The 17,949-nt window shown below is 38.5% G+C and carries 18 protein-coding genes and 1 other annotated feature; all 18 genes read right to left on the reverse strand.

Annotation, left to right across the window (positions count from 1 at the left end):
* Positions 1-135: 135 nt before the first annotated feature.
* The 18 genes from LMC10_RS03275 to ftsA all read right to left on the reverse strand — a co-directional run bounded on the left by LMC10_RS03275 (position 136) and on the right by ftsA (position 17,837).
* Entirely contained in the window at positions 136-1,110 is a 975-nt protein-coding gene (locus LMC10_RS03275) for a ribose-phosphate diphosphokinase (protein WP_019254307.1), read from the reverse strand.
* A gap of 69 nt (positions 1,111-1,179) precedes the next feature.
* Positions 1,180-3,657, reverse strand: a complete 2,478-nt coding sequence (gene recD2, locus LMC10_RS03280) for an SF1B family DNA helicase RecD2 (protein ID WP_229268916.1) — start codon at positions 3,655-3,657, stop codon at positions 1,180-1,182.
* A gap of 21 nt (positions 3,658-3,678) precedes the next feature.
* The gene (locus LMC10_RS03285) at positions 3,679-4,362 is read right to left on the reverse strand and encodes a tetratricopeptide repeat protein (protein WP_229268917.1); all 684 of its coding nucleotides are present in this window, start codon (positions 4,360-4,362) and stop codon (positions 3,679-3,681) included.
* A 12-nt stretch (positions 4,363-4,374) separates the two neighbouring features.
* Positions 4,375-5,031: a histidine phosphatase family protein gene (locus LMC10_RS03290; protein ID WP_135951473.1), complete on the reverse strand. Its 657-nt coding sequence runs from the start codon at positions 5,029-5,031 to the stop codon at positions 4,375-4,377.
* Between the two features lie 136 nt (positions 5,032-5,167).
* A complete protein-coding gene (mnmA, locus tag LMC10_RS03295; protein ID WP_229268918.1) occupies positions 5,168-6,301 on the reverse strand; it encodes a tRNA 2-thiouridine(34) synthase MnmA in 1,134 nt (377 codons plus the stop codon).
* Between the two features lie 107 nt (positions 6,302-6,408).
* The gene (locus LMC10_RS03300) at positions 6,409-6,747 is read right to left on the reverse strand and encodes a DUF1831 domain-containing protein (protein WP_003666780.1); all 339 of its coding nucleotides are present in this window, start codon (positions 6,745-6,747) and stop codon (positions 6,409-6,411) included.
* Between the two features lies 1 nt (position 6,748).
* Positions 6,749-7,903 carry a cysteine desulfurase family protein gene (locus LMC10_RS03305; RefSeq protein ID WP_229268919.1) on the reverse strand — a complete coding sequence of 385 codons (1,155 nt, stop codon included), beginning with the start codon at positions 7,901-7,903 and terminating at the stop codon, positions 6,749-6,751.
* A 19-nt stretch (positions 7,904-7,922) separates the two neighbouring features.
* The gene (locus LMC10_RS03310) at positions 7,923-8,618 is read right to left on the reverse strand and encodes a 5'-methylthioadenosine/adenosylhomocysteine nucleosidase (protein ID WP_003668310.1); all 696 of its coding nucleotides are present in this window, start codon (positions 8,616-8,618) and stop codon (positions 7,923-7,925) included.
* Positions 8,619-8,631: 13 nt separating this feature from the next.
* A complete protein-coding gene (locus tag LMC10_RS03315; protein WP_229268920.1) occupies positions 8,632-8,895 on the reverse strand; it encodes a hypothetical protein in 264 nt (87 codons plus the stop codon).
* Entirely contained in the window at positions 8,888-9,439 is a 552-nt protein-coding gene (locus tag LMC10_RS03320) for an NUDIX hydrolase (protein ID WP_229268921.1), read from the reverse strand. Before LMC10_RS03320 ends, LMC10_RS03315 begins: the two co-directional genes overlap by 8 nt.
* A gap of 12 nt (positions 9,440-9,451) precedes the next feature.
* Positions 9,452-9,655: a cold-shock protein gene (locus LMC10_RS03325; RefSeq protein ID WP_003666775.1), complete on the reverse strand. Its 204-nt coding sequence runs from the start codon at positions 9,653-9,655 to the stop codon at positions 9,452-9,454.
* Between the two features lie 112 nt (positions 9,656-9,767).
* Positions 9,768-12,563, reverse strand: coding sequence for an isoleucine--tRNA ligase (gene ileS / locus LMC10_RS03330; RefSeq protein WP_229268922.1), 2,796 nt, complete (start codon positions 12,561-12,563; stop codon positions 9,768-9,770).
* A 57-nt stretch (positions 12,564-12,620) separates the two neighbouring features.
* Positions 12,621-12,840, reverse strand: a binding site (T-box leader).
* 20 nt (positions 12,841-12,860) lie between these two features.
* Entirely contained in the window at positions 12,861-13,604 is a 744-nt protein-coding gene (locus LMC10_RS03335; protein ID WP_019254300.1) for a DivIVA domain-containing protein, read from the reverse strand.
* A 21-nt stretch (positions 13,605-13,625) separates the two neighbouring features.
* Positions 13,626-14,411: a YlmH family RNA-binding protein gene (locus tag LMC10_RS03340; RefSeq protein ID WP_229268923.1), complete on the reverse strand. Its 786-nt coding sequence runs from the start codon at positions 14,409-14,411 to the stop codon at positions 13,626-13,628.
* A gap of 22 nt (positions 14,412-14,433) precedes the next feature.
* The gene (locus LMC10_RS03345) at positions 14,434-14,694 is read right to left on the reverse strand and encodes a YggT family protein (RefSeq protein WP_003668315.1); all 261 of its coding nucleotides are present in this window, start codon (positions 14,692-14,694) and stop codon (positions 14,434-14,436) included.
* A gap of 18 nt (positions 14,695-14,712) precedes the next feature.
* Positions 14,713-15,129 (reverse strand): cell division protein SepF, encoded by a 417-nt coding sequence (locus LMC10_RS03350; protein WP_003668316.1) that lies wholly within the window; start codon positions 15,127-15,129, stop codon positions 14,713-14,715.
* Between the two features lie 69 nt (positions 15,130-15,198).
* A complete protein-coding gene (gene ftsZ, locus LMC10_RS03355) occupies positions 15,199-16,446 on the reverse strand; it encodes a cell division protein FtsZ (protein ID WP_019254298.1) in 1,248 nt (415 codons plus the stop codon).
* A 17-nt stretch (positions 16,447-16,463) separates the two neighbouring features.
* The gene (ftsA, locus tag LMC10_RS03360; RefSeq protein ID WP_065867733.1) at positions 16,464-17,837 is read right to left on the reverse strand and encodes a cell division protein FtsA; all 1,374 of its coding nucleotides are present in this window, start codon (positions 17,835-17,837) and stop codon (positions 16,464-16,466) included.
* Positions 17,838-17,949 lie beyond the last annotated feature (112 nt).

A 17,949-nucleotide genomic window follows, 5' to 3' on the forward strand; every position in this document is an offset into this window, starting at 1 on the left:
TGTCAATCAAACTTATCCACCGCCTATTATAAATAAAATAATATTCATCATCAATTAAAACGGTTATACAATTTTTTTAATAAAAAACATATAAAAAAAGGTCTCATTAGATGAGAACCTTTCAAACAAATTAATTTATTTACGATTAAACAATGTATCAATTGATTGGTTATTGTGGATACGAACAATTGCTTCTTTTAATAAATCGTCCACTGATAATTGAACCAACTTAGGGAATTCTTTCTCTTTTGGTAGTTGGATTGTATCTGTTACAATCATTTTTTCAAGAGGAGAATTTTGTAACGTATTTACCGCATCAGCTGATAATACTGCATGCGTAGCAATTCCGTAAACTTTAGCGGCACCAAAGTTCTTTAATGCTTGTGCAGATAAGTTCATCCGTACTCCTGTATCTACAATATCATCAACAATAATCGCAGTCTTACCTTTTACATCCCCGATTACATATTCCGGTACTTCTTGTTCAGTCCGTTCCCGAACTTCATCGTTACGGTTATCAATAATCGCAATGGAAGCTTTAATTCGTTCAGCATATTTCCGCGCTAAATTAACGCCAGCATGATCAGGGGCAACTACTACAATATCATCACCCAAGTTTTGTTCCTCAATATATTTAGTAAAAAGACTAGTTGCTTGAAGATGATCAACAGGAATATCAAAGAAACCTTGAACTTGAGGAGCATGAAGGTCAATCGTTACTAGTCGACTAATTTGATCCATTTCAAGAAGGTTCGCGATCAATTTAGCTGTAATTGGTTCACGGCTTCGTGCTTTTCGATCTTGACGTGCATAGCCATAGTATGGCATTACTACGTTAATCTTGGCCGCACTTGCCCGCCGTAGAGCATCAACCATAATTAATAGTTCCATTAAGTTAGTGTTAACTGGATCAGAAACTGACTGGATGACGTAGACCTCACAGCCACGAATACTTTCGTCAATTGTAATTTTAATTTCCCCATCAGCAAAATGACTAATGGAAGCTTTACTCAACGGAATCCCCACGCGTTGAGCAATTTGTTCAGCTAGTTTTGGATTTGAATTTAGTGAAAATAAACGCACATTATCGGCATTTTTTATCTGGGTCATTTTTATACTCCTTTAAAGTTCGACAATAATCATAACTATTATGACAACAAATTACTATTCAAGCAAGTATTATTTGGCTTGATGCAAACTTTGTAAGCTAATATTTTCCATTCCGATTAATGGATCAATTGTCTCTGAATTAATAAGATCAGCTGTTAGGATATATTGCTGAGCATCATTATTTATTAACTGTTCATTTTCTTTTTGAACAGGTTGCGGACTAGAAAGTTCTTTTGCTAACGAATCCGTTTGATAATCCAATTTTGATTTTAGTTCACCATGCCTACTCCAAACCTTATCAAGACGATCGACCAAAGAAGTTTTCCGGTTAACTGCTTCATTTTTTACACTAGTCACAACCGCATACGGCTCACCGATCAAGACTAACTTTTCTGCGGCACGGGTAATCGCCGTATATAAAAGATTTCGTTGAAGCATCCGGCTAAACTGCTGAACAATCGGCAAAAGAACCATCTTAAACTGACTTCCCTGTGCTTTATGGATCGAAATACAATAAGCTAACCGTAATTGATTCCATTCCATGCGGCTATAACTCACTTCATTACCATCAAAATCGACAGTAATTGATTCATTTTTCTTACCGACTGTTCTACCGCTTTCAATTGCTGTGATTTTTCCAATATCACCATTAAAAATGTTCTTTTCTGGAACATTAACGAGTTGCAGAACCTTATCTCCAACACGAAAAGTTAGTCCCCTAAAATCGACTTCTTGCTTTCCATTAGCTGGAGGATTATACGCCTGTTGTGCAAGTTCATTCAAACGGTCGATTCCTGCCTGTCCGCGGTACATTGGTGCCAAGATTTGAATATCATTTGCGGAATAATCTCGTTTTTTAGAAAGGTCAATAATTTGTTGAACCACACTTGGCACTTGGTTAGCATGGCATGAGATAAATGATCGATCTGGCATTTTATTCGTTAGATCTGATGGTAGCTTACCCTCTTTGATAGCATGAGCTAATGGGATAATTGTTGAATCAGCAGCCTGGCGGTGAATATTGGTCAGTTCAACTTTGGGCAGTTCTGCAAAATCAAGAAGATCATGGAAAACTTGCCCGGGACCAACAGATGGCAATTGGTCCTTATCACCTACCAAAACTACATGCATAGAAGTAGGAACAGCTTGAATAAGAGTTTTAAACAAAAGCGTATCGACCATCGACATTTCATCAATAATCAATAATGAGCCTTCTAAATCGCGGGCATTCATATCAGTTGGCATTTCCCGGCCATTAAGCCCGAGCAAGCGGTGAATTGTACTTGCTGGTAAATCAGTAGCTTCACTCATTCGTTTAGCAGCACGGCCTGTAGGAGCAGCTAGTAAAACAGGAAATGACTTTTCTTTATATTCATTTACGTCCAATGAAAGATCATGAATTTTCGCATAACTTGCTACAATCCCTTTAATAATTGTTGTTTTTCCCGTTCCTGGGCCTCCCGTAAGAAGCATAACTTTACTATTTAAGGCTGTTTTGATGGCCTCTTTTTGAACTTGGTCATAGGTTATCCCCGATTGATCGGCAACCTTCGTAACTGTTTTCTCAATAGTCGTTGCTGGTACTTTTTCCTGGTCAACGGTAAGAAGACGATGTAAGTGATCAGCAATTTGCCATTCCGCGTTATAAAGGGCAGTTGGATAAATTTTTTCATCCGCATAACTAATTGCTTGATTTTTCTCTAGCTCAACAATTTGGTTGGCAATTAAATCGGTCGAAACACGGCCTCCACTTCCTTGGGCAAGCAACTGGATAGTTTGCTGCAGAAGAGGTTTGGTTGTAGTAAATGTATCACCAGTTTCCATTGTCAAGTCATCAAGCGTCTGGATAATTGCGGCATCAATTCGACGTGAATCATCCGTGGCGATTCCTAATTTCTGTGCCACCTGATCAGCCCGATTAAAGCTAATCCCATCTATCTCAGCAGCGAGTTGGTAAGGATTTTCATTAATAATATGCAGAGTTTCTTCTCCGTACTTGTCAAAAATTGCACTACTAAGGTTAGCACCAAAGCCGAGATCATTTAGGCCGATAATAATCTGGTCCATCCCCTGGTTTGCTCGTAAATTATCAACTAATGAATCCTTAACTGCTTTGCGGAGTTTTAATTCATCTAAAACATGCGGATCAGCAATAATTTTATTAATTGCATCTGTTCCTAACTTGTCCACAATTTTTTCGGCCGTCTTTTTTCCAATTCCAGTAAATTGTTTTCCAGACAAGAAATCAACTAATCCATCCTTACTTGTAGGACGGTTGGCATGGTAAGAAGTCGCTTGAAATTGTTGTCCATATCGCGGATGTTCAACAATTTTTCCCTCAAAGCGGTAAGTTTGATCATCACTAAGATCACCAAAACTTCCAGTTACAGTAATTTCCGGCTCATGCCAATCAAAGTTTGCTTCTTCAACCGAGACAATTAAAACCTTAAAAAACGAATCTGGACTAGTGAAAATCTCAGATTGTACTTGACCAATAAAAAAAGACGGCTCCGTTGGCGTCTTAAATAGGTCGATTTCTTCAGCCATAGAAGTCATCCTTTCATGTTGCTAATCTTTCTTTTGCGTTGCCTGAAGCGTTTTTTCAATATCATTAAGACGTTGCTCACTCTTATGGTAGTAATTAGGATCTAACTGCTTAGCTTGCGCAAGGTAGTCTTTGTAAGGCTCACCGAGAACCATCGCTACAATTCCACGATTAAACTGCGTATCAGCACGTCCTGGATGATACTTTAGAATTGCATCATAGTAAGCTTTAGCCTGTTTAAATTCACCTAATGCTAATAATGAATCACCGATTACCTGGTTAATTTCAGGATCGTCTGGACGTAATTCAAGCGCAGTTAATCCATAAGCAACTGCCTGCTTGTATTGACCCTTTTTCATATAGCTTTGAGCTAACATAAGATAAGAATCCGCTTTGAGCTTTGGATCATCAATCTTATTGTAAAGCTTAATTGCTTCATTAACTTTGCCAATCTCATAGTAAAGGTTACCAAGGCCATAGTTTAAAAGATTCATAGCATTCTTGTCGCCCTTTGCCTCAAAAATACCTAAAGCCTTCATAAAGAGTTCTTCTGCTTGTTGATAATCATTTAACCGGGTTAACAAAGAACCTAAATCATAATAATTATTTACTTTATCTGGGTGCTCATCAATTGCTTCAACTAGTTTATGAACTAATTTTTCTGTTTCCTTTTTCTTAGGATCACGAAAATCTTTTTTCTCTGTCATTAATATCACCTCTTAAATCGTATCAGTCGGATCAACCTTGCTCTTGTGAAGATAAGATGTGTCGTTCCACTTCTCAAGTTCAAAATGACGACCATCATTAGTAGTAAGAACCGTCGTTGATGTATTGCTTAGTCCACCACGATCTTTCAAGTGAGCAAGAGGCGTTCCAATCAATGCATTAATGGCAGCATTTAAGGCAGCTCCGTGTGAAATCACGAGAATATTACCATTAGGATACTGGCGACAATACTCTTCAATTGCTGCACGGAAACGAGCTATTACTTCCAGAAAACTTTCCCCTTCTACTAATGATTCATCATATTTATCAGGATGATGACGAAAGTTTTTTAAAACCTCAGGCCATTTTGCCGCAACATCTTCAAAATGCATTCCTTCCATTTTGCCTAAATTAAATTCTTTTAACCGGCTATCAATTGTTAATGGAATTTCTGGATTCAAATGATTCAATAATGCTTGAGCGGTTATTCGCGCACGCTTTAAGGGACTGGCATAAGCATGCTCAAACGGAATCCTTTGCAATGAGCTTGCTAATAATTCAATTTCTCGATAGCTATCCTTTAATAACGGTGAATCGCCATTGGCACCTTGATAACGGGATTCTAAATTCCACTGCGTTTTTCCGTGTCGGATTAAATAAACTTTTGTCATCTCTGTCGTTACCCCTTTTATTTACTATCTTACCAGAGTTTGCGGCAATTGTTTATCACAGAGTTATTACTTTATGTATATTTAAGAAGGCAAAAGTGAAATTACTTCTGCCTTCTTTAAGGTCTAAAAATATGAATTAAACGTATTGAAGCTGCCGGTCATGACTGTAAGCACGATCAATAATCGCACTCCCAAGACATTCCTCACCATCATAAAAGACAACTGCTTGACCTGGAGTGATGGCCCGTGCAGGATCATCAAATTCAACCGTTACCATTTGATCATCATCTGACAAATGAACAGTAACGCCAACATCCGTCTGACGGTAGCGGAACTTGGCTGTACAGTGAAAATCACGTCCATAACGACTTACGACATCATCAACCCAGTGAATATCACTTGCTTCAAGATGAGTAGCATAAAGATGGCTGTTTTCGTATCCTTGACCAACATAAAGAACGTTCTTCTTCATATCCTTACCGATCACAAACCATGGCTCATTACTTTCCTTGTTACCACCAAGGCCAAGTCCACGACGCTGACCAATGGTGTAATACATTAAGCCCATATGCTGACCAACAACTTTGCCATCAAGGGTTTCCATATTTCCTGGTTGTGCTGGAATATATTGACTCAAGAATTCACGGAAATGACCATCCTCACCGATAAAGCAAATTCCAACTGAATCCTTCTTATCAGCAGTAGCAAGACCAGCTTCTTCAGCAATCTTTCTGATTTCTGGCTTAGTGTAGCCAGCTAATGGAAACATTACCTTATCCAACTGCTTGTAATCAAGTTGACTTAAGAAGTAAGTTTGATCTTTGTGTTGATCTTTAGCGCGCATCAGGTGCATCCGGCCGTTCTCATCACGCTTTACATCAGCATAGTGTCCAGTGGCAACGTAATCAGCACCTAATTGATTAGCATACTCAATAAAAGCCTTGAACTTAATCTCTTTATTACAAATAACATCAGGATTTGGTGTACGACCTTTCTTGTACTCAGTAATGAAATACTTGAAAACCCGATCCCAGTATTCCTTCTCAAAGTTAACAGAATAGTATGGAATCCCAATCTTAGAAGCAACTTTTGCTACATCTTTGTAGTCTTCAGTGGCAGTACAAACACCATTTTCATCAGTGTCATCCCAGTTTTTCATGAAGACACCAACTACATCATATCCTTGGCGTTTTAAGAGGAGAGCCGTCACTGAAGAATCGACTCCCCCACTCATTCCTACTACCACACGTGTATGACTATTATCAGCCATTAATTATCACCATCATTTCGTATAGATTCTGGAATAATCTACGATTGAAGGTCGCATGCATCCAGTGATAACCATTGTACCAAAGTATTTCAATCCCTGCACAGTTTTTATTTAGTGAATATTTGCCGGGCGACCATTTCATCTAAAATATAATGATATTGTTGCACAAATTCAGTTGCCCGTTGGTGATTAAAAATATTAATTTTTCTTAAACCATTTCCAGAAAGAGTCTCCATTTTAAAACCGTCTAAGTCACTGTTAATTAAAATTCGAAGGCGAGCAACTGGTTTAAATGGATTATCAGTATCGAGGCTTCCTAAATACTCAAAGTTTCCCCGGTTAGTCTGTTCAAATCCTAAATCAAGCAAGGCATATTTTTTTATTTCTGGGCTGATTGTGTATTTATCTTTATCACCAGAAATTTGTACTGTTTTTGTAAATTCCATTTTAATTGTCCCCATTAATCTTCTTTAGGTTTTCAACGGTTTTAACAATCGTAGCAATTAACTGATCAATATCTTCTTCAGTATTTAACCCGCCAAAACTAATTCGAATTGATTCACTAATGCGGGGGCTATCGGCGCCAAACATCGCTGTTAAAACGTGAGATGGTTCAATACTACCCGCTGTACATGCAGACCCACCAGAGACTGCGATGCCTGCAAGGTCTAAGTCTGTCTGGATAACATAAGTTGAAATGCCTTTAAACCATAAGTTAAGTACGTGGGTTTTGTTGATTTGACCATTAATTTCAAAATCAACATTATTTTCCTTAAGCACGTTAACAATCTTTTGCTTAAAGGCGTAATAACGATCGCGCCGTTCTTCTTTTACTTCCGGCGTGTTTAATTCTACCGCTTTAGCAAAACCGGCAATTCCAGGTACATTTTCAGTTCCAGCACGACGTTTAGTTTCTTGATCTCCACCCTTAATAAAGCTTGGAAAACTAATGCCATCACGACGATATAAAAAGCCAATCATCTTTGGACCATTAATTTTATGGGCAGATGTTGAAAGCATATCAATGTGATCAGCTTTAACATCGATTGGCAACAGTCCATATGCTTGAACAGCATCTGTATGAAACCATGCTTGATGGTCTTTCAAAATTTCACCAATCTCATGGATAGGCATTTGACTACCCACTTCATTGTTTTCCATCATAATGGTTACTAAAATCGTATCATCACGAAGAGCAGCCTTAAAATCATCAATTGAGATATTACCATTTTCATCAACTGGTAAATAGGTTACCTCAAAGCCATGTTCTTCTAAAAAATGGAGGGGTTTTAAGACTGCCTCATGCTCAATGGCAGTTGTAATAATATGCTTACCAAGGTTCTGCCGTTTAAAAGCAGTTTGGATAATCGCAGTATTATCACTTTCAGTTCCCCCACTGGTAAAGATAATTTCATTATCATCAGCATTAATGCTCTGGGCAAGAATGTGACGACTATCTTCCATTACAAGTTTGGCATGACGCCCATAAGAGTAACCAGTTGAGGCATTTCCCCATGATTCTTGCATTTGTTTAGTCACTTCCGCAATCACTTCTGGGGTCATTGGGGTTGTTGCTGCATTATCCAAATAAATCTCACTCACGAGTATTTCATCCTTCCATTTACTTATCTAAATCTGCAAAGAGCTGAAGAAGCATGTTTGCAGAGCGTTTTCCGGCATCAATAATAAAGTCGTCAAAACTAACGCCGGCATCTTCATCACCTGTATCAGACATTGCCCGGACTACCACATATGGAATTTGGTGGTCAGTGGCAACTTGTCCAACCGCTGCCCCTTCCATTTCACTAGAAAGTGCATCAGGGAAATTATTCAAAATCTCTTTAATTGCTTCTGAACTTGCAATAAATTGGTCACCAGAAACAATTAATCCTCGTTTTACATTTAAGCCAGTCTTTTCGCCGGCTTTTTCTAAGGCTTGTCCCCATTGGTCAGAAGCCTTAAAGCGCGGTTCTTTTCCTGGGAGTTGACCATAACGGTAATTAAATGCAGTTGCATCGACATCATGATAGGCCGTTTCAGTTGAAATTACAATATCACCAACATGTAAGCCTTCCCCAATTCCGCCAGCTGATCCAGAATTAATCACAACATCTGCCCCACAATCGGTAATTAAATGTTCAGTAGTAATCCCAGCTTCCACTTTACCAATTCCAGATTCTACTAATACAACGTCTTGATTATTGATTTTACCGAAAAGGTAGGATTTACCCCCGATTTTCTTTTCTTGTTTATCGGATAACTTTGCAGTTAACTCTTTAATTTCTTCAGGCATTGCACAAATAATTCCAAATCGCATATTTTTCTCCTTTTTATCCAACATAAAATAGTATTAAGTAAACAATAATAATTGCCACAATCAAAGCAATGATTGCAATATTTAAGCGGCGTTTCAAGCGCGCTGTCTTTTCTGCCACTGTTTCGTCATGACGCTGACTAGCAACTGCTTCGCGACTATAAAATTGATCAGTTGTATTTTCTGCCGCTTCATTAGGTTGTTCAGTTTGACGTTGCTGTTGACGATATTGACTACGTGACATACGTGATTGTTGCTCATCTTGTTGTTTATTATCCACGGTTGTTCATTCCTTGCCAGTAATAGATTGCCATGATTGTCTTAGCGTCTTCAATTTCGCCCTGATCAATCATTTCAAGCGCTTGTGGTAAAGTTACTTCTTCTAACATCAACTGTTCATCTTGATCTTGCGGCAGCTCGTTGCTAACCCGTTTTAATCCCGTGGCCAGATAAAGAGTCATATATTCATCCATACAACCCACAGAAGTATAAAATGAAGAAATCTTTTTTAAACTTGTTGCTTCATATCTTGTTTCTTCATTTAATTCGCGTTTAGCCGCATGAAGTGCATTATCAGCATCACGTTGATCGAGTTTCCCCGCAGGAATTTCAAGGGTTGTTTTCGCAATCGGTGCGCGCCATTGTTTTTCAAGGATCATCTTATTATCAGCCGTCAAAGCCAAAATCGCAATTGCTGGTGCGTGATGGACGATTTCCCGTTGTGTTTTATTACCATGCGGGGTGATAACCTGTTGTACCTCAACATCAATTAAATGACCATGAAAAACTGTCTTACTACTTATTGGTCGCTCTTCAAATTCCATTAGAATCCATCCTTATCTTAAAACACGAACATGTGCTGCTTGCGGTCCCTTTTGTCCTTGAACAATTACTAACGAGACCTCTTCATCAGGATGAAGGATACGACGACGCGTTCCTTCGATTCCACTATAGTGAACAAAAATTTCTCCTTCGTGAGGAACCGTAATAAATCCCCATCCTTTTTGTTCATCAAAACTTTTTACTTTTCCTTTGAGCATTTTTACCAACTCCATAATAAAATACCAAGCAACAAGCGTCACTTGGTATTTTACACCGCTTAAAAATAATTGTCATTTACTGGATATCGAAAATCAGTTTTTTTAGAGATCATTATTTTTCTAGACCGTCTTCCACTGTTTCAGGGAAATTTTCCCGAACAATAGCAGCACAGCGAGCACATAATTCAGGATATGCTGGATCACTGCCAACGTCTTCTTTAACCATTCGACAACGAGCACATGTTTCACCATTAGCGGTTGTAACCTTAACTGCTACCCCATCATTGTATTGGTCAGCATCGGCAGGCGCTTCATCAGCAGGATGGACATGAAGAGCAGAAACCCCTAGCAATAATTGAATGTTTTCATCAAGGCTATCAAGTAATTGTTTTTGATCTTCGGTTAAGTAAAGATCAACTTGAGCTTCAAGAGATTTACCAATTAACTTAGCATTTCGTGCTTCTTCAAGACTCTTTAGAACGTGTGAACGAACTTCCATAAAGTCATCCCACTTGCTCAATAGCTCTTCTTCCCCAGCGAATGTCCGTGGATCTGGAATTTCAGTTAATTGAACAAAATCTTCTGGTTCATTCATGTAGCTCCATACTTCTTCTGTAGTATGAGGGAGAATTGGCGTAAGAAGTTTAACAAGTGTCAAAAGAATATCATAAAAGACAGTTTGCATTGATCGCCGAACTTCTGAATTTTCAGCCTCAATGTAGAGGACATCTTTGGCAATGTTCATGTAGAAAGCTGAAAGATCATTGTTTACAAAGTTGATCAATACCTTATAAGCATCAAGGAAATCATAGTTATCAAAATCTTCCCGCATTGTCTTTAAGAAGTGGTTAAGTTTAACCAACATGTACTTGTCTACCGATTGTAACTTCTCATAAGAAACGGTATTTTCTTCAGGATTGAAGTCGCTGGTATTAGCAAGTAAGAAGCGGAATGTATTTCTCAACTTACGATATGCTTCGGAAATCTGTTGGAATGTTCCCATCGATACACGAACATCGGCCGAAGTATCAGCACTCATTACCCATAACCGGATAATTTCCGCACCCATTTGTTGAACAACCTTATTTGGATCGATAACATTACCTTGAGATTTACTCATCTTGTTACCGCGCTTATCAAGTGTAAATCCTTGAGAAACGATTTCCTTATATGGCGCATGTCCTGAACATACAACACTGGTAATCAAACTCGAGTTAAACCAACCACGGTATTGGTCAGATCCTTCAAGGTAAAGGTCAGCTGGGTATGTTAAGTAGTCACGTTCAGCTAATACTCCTTGGTGTGATGATCCTGAATCAAACCATACGTCCATAATGTCGGTTTCCTTAGTAAACTTACCATTAGGAGAATGTTCATTAGTGTATCCTTCTGGTAAAAGATCTTTTGCTTCACGTTCAAACCAAACATTAGACCCATACTTAGCAAATAAGTCTGCTACGTGGTTGATTGTTTCTTCTTCCATGATTGGTGTACCATCTTCAGCATAGAAGATTGGTAAAGGTACACCCCAAACACGTTGACGAGAAATTACCCAATCACCACGGTCTTTGATCATATTGCGAAGACGAACCTTTCCCCATTCTGGATGGTACTTAACATCTTCTAAGGCGTCCAAAATATTTTGGCGCATCTTTTCAATTGATACAAACCATTGATCAGTTGCCCGGAAGATGATTGGTTGCTTTGTCCGCCAATCAAATGGGTAACTATGTTGTAATGGCTCTTGAAGAAGTAAAGCATTGTTTTCTTCTAGCTTTTGAAGGGATACATCATCAGCATCTTGGTAGAATACCCCTTCAAAGCCTTCACCATTTTCCTTAGTTAAAACACCTTGATCATTGATTGGGGCAAAAATTGGCAAGTCATACTTTTTACCAAAGTTGTAATCATCATCCCCATATCCAGGAGCAGTGTGAACAAGACCAGTACCAGCATCAGCAGTAACATAATCAGCTACGCCAACAAGAAGATCACGATCAAGATATGGGTGTTGAGTAGTCATCCCTTCAAGTTCTTGACCCATTAAATGATCAACAACTTCATAATCTTCCCAGCCAAGTTTTCCAGCTAATTTATCAAGCAGATCTGTTGCAACAACAAACTTCCGGTCATCATTAGCAGGCTTTACAACTGAATAGTCAAATTTTGCATTAACAGCAACCGCTTCTGAGGCTGGGATGGTCCATGGAGTAGTCGTCCAAACAACTAAATATGTATCATTATCTAAGCGACCTTTTCCATCTTTAATTTGTTCGGCAAAGAAGGCTGTTTTAGCAACAACATCATGATATTCAACTTCAGCTTCTGCTAATGCTGATTCTGAAGACCATGACCAGTAAACTGGCTTCTTGGCTTGGTATAATAGACCCTTCTTAGCAAATTCACCGAATACCCGAATTTGAGCAGCTTCAAATTCTTTATCAAGGGTAAGGTATGGATGATCCCATTCACCACTTACACCTAAACGCTTAAAGTCAGTCCGTTGCTTATCAACTTGCTTAAGGGCATATTCCCGACAAAGATCACGGAATTCAGTTAAGCTCATCTTCTTACGGTCGTAACCGGACTTAGTCAATTGGTGTTCAATTGGTAATCCGTGAGTATCCCAACCAGGAACATAAGGTGCCCGGTAGCCAGACATTGACTTATAGCGCACAATAAAATCTTTAGAAATCTTATTCATGGCGTGGCCAATGTGAATATTACCGTTAGCATATGGAGGGCCATCATGTAAAACAAAAGTAGGCTTTCCTTCATTTAATTTTTGTCGTAGTTCATAAACTTTATTTTCTTCCCATAGCTGTTCCCGTTGTGCTTCTGTTACAGGTAACTTTCCGCGCATTGGAAACTTAGTACGGCCAAGGTTTAACGTATCTTTAACACGCATTGTAACTACCCCTTTCATTAATTCTTGTATTTTAATAATAAAAAAGCTTCCTCCCATTACTGGGACGAAGCTTCTTCGCGGTACCACCCGGATTTAAAACTTTAAAATTAAAGTTTCCTCATGTCATTAGATAACGATAATGAACCGCCTCATCCTAACTAACTCAAATGAGGTACTCCGAGATGATCAGGAATACTAAAACGTTATCAACCTCTCACCAATTGTTGACTCGCTTCAACGTTATGATAATTATTCCAATTCTCTTCAACGATTTTATTAAAATACGATCCTAGTGATTTACTTGTTATTATCAGGGAAGACAACAACAGTTTCAGGTGCATCTGATCCTTTGTCATCGTTAACAGCTGTTGGTTGTACAGGTGCACTCTCTTCTTCTGTTTGTTCAGCAGAAGCAACTGGCTGTTCTGATTCAACAGGTTGTTCTTCACTAGCAGTTGTTGCAGTTGATTCTACACTGGTTGCTGAACTGCTGTCAAGACGACTGCCTAAAATTTTTTCAATTTCGTCATATTTACTCAAGTCATCATTTTCCAAAAGCTTGTCCCATTCATTACTCTTAATGACTTCTAATTGAGATTCAAGCATGACTTGAAGCCGTTGACGGAAGATCCGAGTCTGTTTACGAAGATCATTAGTTTCACTTGTTAACTTCTTAGTAGAATTAGCAGCGTCTTCAATTACTTGATTTGACTTATCATTAGCTTCCGAAACAATATCAGTTGCTTGCTTTTGCGCTTCACGAATCATAATATCTGCTTCACGCTTAGCATTATTTTTAACCTTATCAGCGGCCTCTTGAGCAACTAAAATTGACTTATTTAAAGAATCTTTCAAGTCAGCAAAGTACTTAATCTTGCTATCATTAGCCCGTACTTGCTCTTGTAAATTATTATTTTCAGTTATTAATTGTTGAACTGTTTGTGAAACTTCCTGAATAAATTCTTGAACTTCTTCAGGATTATAACCCCGCATCTTGGTATTAAATTGCTTATTATTAATTTGATCAACCGTCAAACTCATGAGTAAATTCCTCCATTCAAATTACGCATTTACAACTGAAATGGTAATTCTTTCTTTATCTTTTTTTGTTTTCCCATTGGTCATATCGATTCTGAGACGACCACCATGACGCACAGATATCAAATCATGAACCACAATTTGATAATCTGGACGATCAATCTCTTCCCAGTTTAATCGAACTTGACCATGCTCTATTAATTGCTTTGCCCGGTTTCGTGAATAATTAAAGCCTGCAGCTATCACAACATCTAACCGTAGTGATGAAACCGTTGTAACTATCGGTACCCATTCTTCTTTAGGTGTTACCACTGCTTCTGTTGCGATCGGAATCCATTTAACCTTAATTCGACCAACGTGATCAACGTTTTTACGTAAATACTCTGCCATTGGTTTCGTTACGATAACTTGCCAATGCGACCCATCAGTTAAAATATCACCAAATGCATTCCGCTCCATCCCTTCACCAATCAATGTTCCCATAATTTGCCGATGGTGAAGTTCTGAAAACTTAACAGGATAGTTTATCTCTAAAGCCTGTAAAGCAAAGTCTTCTATAGAGGGTTCATAATAAGGCGGATAAATTAAAACTCGTTGCATTTCTGCGCCTTGCCAACCACCATACATTGTTATTTTAACATTGTTATTTCGATTAACAATCGTTTGGACAATAAAACGTTCACGCGGATTTAAAAAAGGAGTGAGGACAGGACGATATTGGCCTTCTGCAGTGGCTACCCAGTCATTTGCTTGGTCAATAAGGGTGGCTTCATCCGGACGAAAATGTTGTTTAATATTATCTTCGCTCAAATCTACTTCCTCTTAATATTAATTAAATGATTGCTGCTATTTGTGCTAATCCTGCTTGAACAAAATATAGTACAAGGATAGCGATCATCGGCGCAAAACTTATCCCCCCGATTGGAGGAATAAAGTCAAACCAATGCATATAAGGTTCTACCAACCGATTGATAATATCACCGAGTCGTGAATTGCGTGCATTAGGAAACCATGACATAATGCACCACACAACTATTACTAAAATATAAGCATCAACTAATTGATTAAGAGCCCATAATAAAAATGCGATCATGTTAACTCCTTTTAGTGACTAAAATTTATCACCATCATTTTTTAGATTACTCGTTAAGCTACCTGAAATTTCATAATTTTTAGGGGTACAGAGGAAAATTTCCTTTCCGATCCGTTTCATTTCACCATCAATTGCAAAAACGGTCCCATTTAAGAAATCTACTAACCGTGCTGCAACATTTGCATCCATTTGAGTGAAGTTAACGATTACTGCATGCCCCTCTAATAATTGAGACGCAATCTGCTTTACATCTGCATAAAGACGGGGCTCATATAAGGAAATCTGACTCATTTGGTTAAGACGCCCGCTATTAATTGAAACTACTTTATTACTTGTGTTTGCTGGCGTTGAAACTTGTTCACTTGTTTCATAGAGACCATCTTGTTCATCAATGTCTTCTTCACCAAATAGACTTTTTAAGAAATTTGCTGCCATTGTTTTAACCTCCTTAATAGTGCTAAACAGAAAAAGATGGATTAAAAATCCACCTTTTTGCTAGATTATTTACTTACGACGATTCTTGAAGAACGGTGGAGTCGATAAGTTAGTATCATCATTGTCATCCGTATTAGCCGCATCATCGTTAAATACGTTAAATTCTGGCTTAGTAACGTGAGAAAATTCATTATCAGAATTTCTTGATTGGTTACTTGTATCGGCTGTTGGATCATTCCAACCATCAAAAGGATCTCGTTGCTTTGGTTGTTCAACGGGTTGTTCTTCTTGTGGAATAGACCGTGTTACTCGTGGTGCTTCATTTTCCGTTGGTTTTTGTTGTTGAATTTTCTTTTTCTTATCAATTCCAGTGGCAATTACAGTAACGCGAACCTCATCGCCCATTGATTCATTTAAGGACATACCAAATGAAATATCAACATTAGTTCCGGCAGCTTGTTTAATCACATCTGATGCCTCTTGAGCTTCAAACATTGACAAGTCTTTACCACCAGTAATATCCATCAAGACATGTTGAGCACCATCAATTGATACTTCAAGCAATGGAGAAGAAATAGCCTTCTTAGTTGCCTCAGTAGCACGGTTTTCACCAGTAGAAGCACCAACTCCCATTAAGGCAGAACCTTGATTAGACATCAATGTCTTAATATCAGCAAAGTCAAGGTTGATGTAACCTGGAGTAACAATTAAGTCTGAAATACCTTGCACACCTTGACGAAGAACGTTATCGGCTTCTTTAAATGCTTCCATCATTGGCGTCTTCTTATCAATCATCTCTAATAAGCGATTATTAGCAACGATAATTAAAGTATCAACATTTGACTTTAACTTTTCAAGTCCTTCTGCAGCATAGCGTGCTCGACGAGGTCCTTCAAATGAGAACGGACGAGTCACAACACCAACAGTTAATGCTCCACTATCTTTAGCAAGCTTAGCTACAACTGGAGCTGCTCCGGTACCAGTTCCACCACCCATTCCGGCTGTAATGAAGACCATATCTGCGCCTTCAAGAGCTTTTTTAATTTGTTCTTCACTTTCTTGGGCAGCCTTTTCACCTACTTCTGGATTTGAACCAGCACCTAATCCTTTTGTCAATTTAGGTCCTAAGCGGATTTTGGTTGTCGCTTGAGAATTATTTAATGCTTGTAGATCAGTGTTAGCAACAATAAAGTCAACACCTTGTACTTTTTCAGTGATCATTCGGTTGACGGCATTACCGCCAGCTCCACCAACACCAATTACTTTGATTTGCGCTTCCGCAAATTGGTTGTCGTTAGCGAACGTTTCGTTATCCATAGCAGTATTCCTCCAAATTAGTCAAATAAATTATTAAAAATGTTTTTAAACCGATTACTTAGGCCGTTTTGCTTTTTCTTCTTTGGCGCAGGCTCCTCAGTAACTGGTTGCTGCTGTGCTTCTCGCTGTGAACGTTGTAATTTATCAGATTTTTCAGTCCATTGTTGACGTGGCTGATTAACAGTTTGGCCCTTTTCTTCGTGGGGACTCTTAATCGTATCAATTCGTTGAACAGTTTGCTTAATTAATCGATCAATATCTGATAACTGGTTTTCATACATCCCTAAAGCTAAACTAACCGCATAGCGAGGGTGACGAATGCCCATTTGTTCTGGAACATTCACTTTAATATTACCAGTAAAGTACTGTTCAGCAAGTTCCTTAACTCCTGGCAGAGCAGCCACTCCACCAATCAAAACTACTCCTCCCGGTAATTCAGGAGCATGAATAGCCTTAAGTTTATCCTGAATACGATCAAAAATTTGCCGTACTCGTGCTTCAATTATTTCTGATAAATACTGCTCTGAATATTGGACAGGATCATTTTGGCCAACAACATCAACGTCAACTTGGACATCTTCATCAGCTAAGGATGCCATAGCATATCCATGGTTTAGCTTAAGTTGTTCAGCATTTTTTAATGATGTATTCATGACCGTAGAAATATCTTTAGTAATATATTTTCCACCTTCAGAATCAACATAAGTATACTTTAATTGATGATCATGAATAATGCTGGTCGTTGTTTGACCGCCACCTAAATCAATAACAACAGTCCCAAAATCTTGTTCCCCATCATTAAGGAGGTTAAAGTCTGTTGCGATCGGCGTAATAACAAAATCTTTAATGTCATACCCTGCCTGTTGAACTGCCTTTTTTGTATTATGAATAATGGTCTTAGGTCCTGTATACAAGGTGGCCTTCATTTCTAAACGGACACCAACCATTCCCCGGGGGTCCTTAATACCAGAAAAGCCATCAACAGTAAATTCTGTTGGAATTAAATCAATTATTTCCCGCTCGGGGGGAATACTTTGCGTCAACGCTTCACGAGCAACGTCAATTACGTCTTGATTAACAATCTCTCTTGATTGTCCTCTAGTTGCAATTGTAATCATACCGTGTACTCGTTGCATTTGTAAGTAATTTGCCGGTAAGCCAACTACAACACTTTGAATCTCTACGTTGGACTTTTCCTCGGCCTGTGCTACCGCCGCCGAAATTGCCTGGGCGGTTTTATCAATGTCGACAATAACTCCTCGGTTTAATCCTGCCGATCGTTCTACACCAACACCAATAACTTTCAACTGACCCTTAACACTTTCACACACCAGTGCCTTGATCGAGGTGGTTCCAATATCTAATCCAACGTATACTTCTGAATTATTCATTCTAAAAGGAACCCTCCTAAGACTATCATTAATTAAATTAATTGTATTTTTAACCTATATAAGAATTTTACCACAGATAAACAATGACAAAAAAGGGAATTATCAAGGTTTT

It is taken from the genome of Limosilactobacillus reuteri subsp. simiae (assembly GCF_020784875.1).
In the GTDB taxonomy this organism is placed as follows: Bacteria; Bacillota; Bacilli; order Lactobacillales; family Lactobacillaceae; genus Limosilactobacillus; species Limosilactobacillus reuteri_H.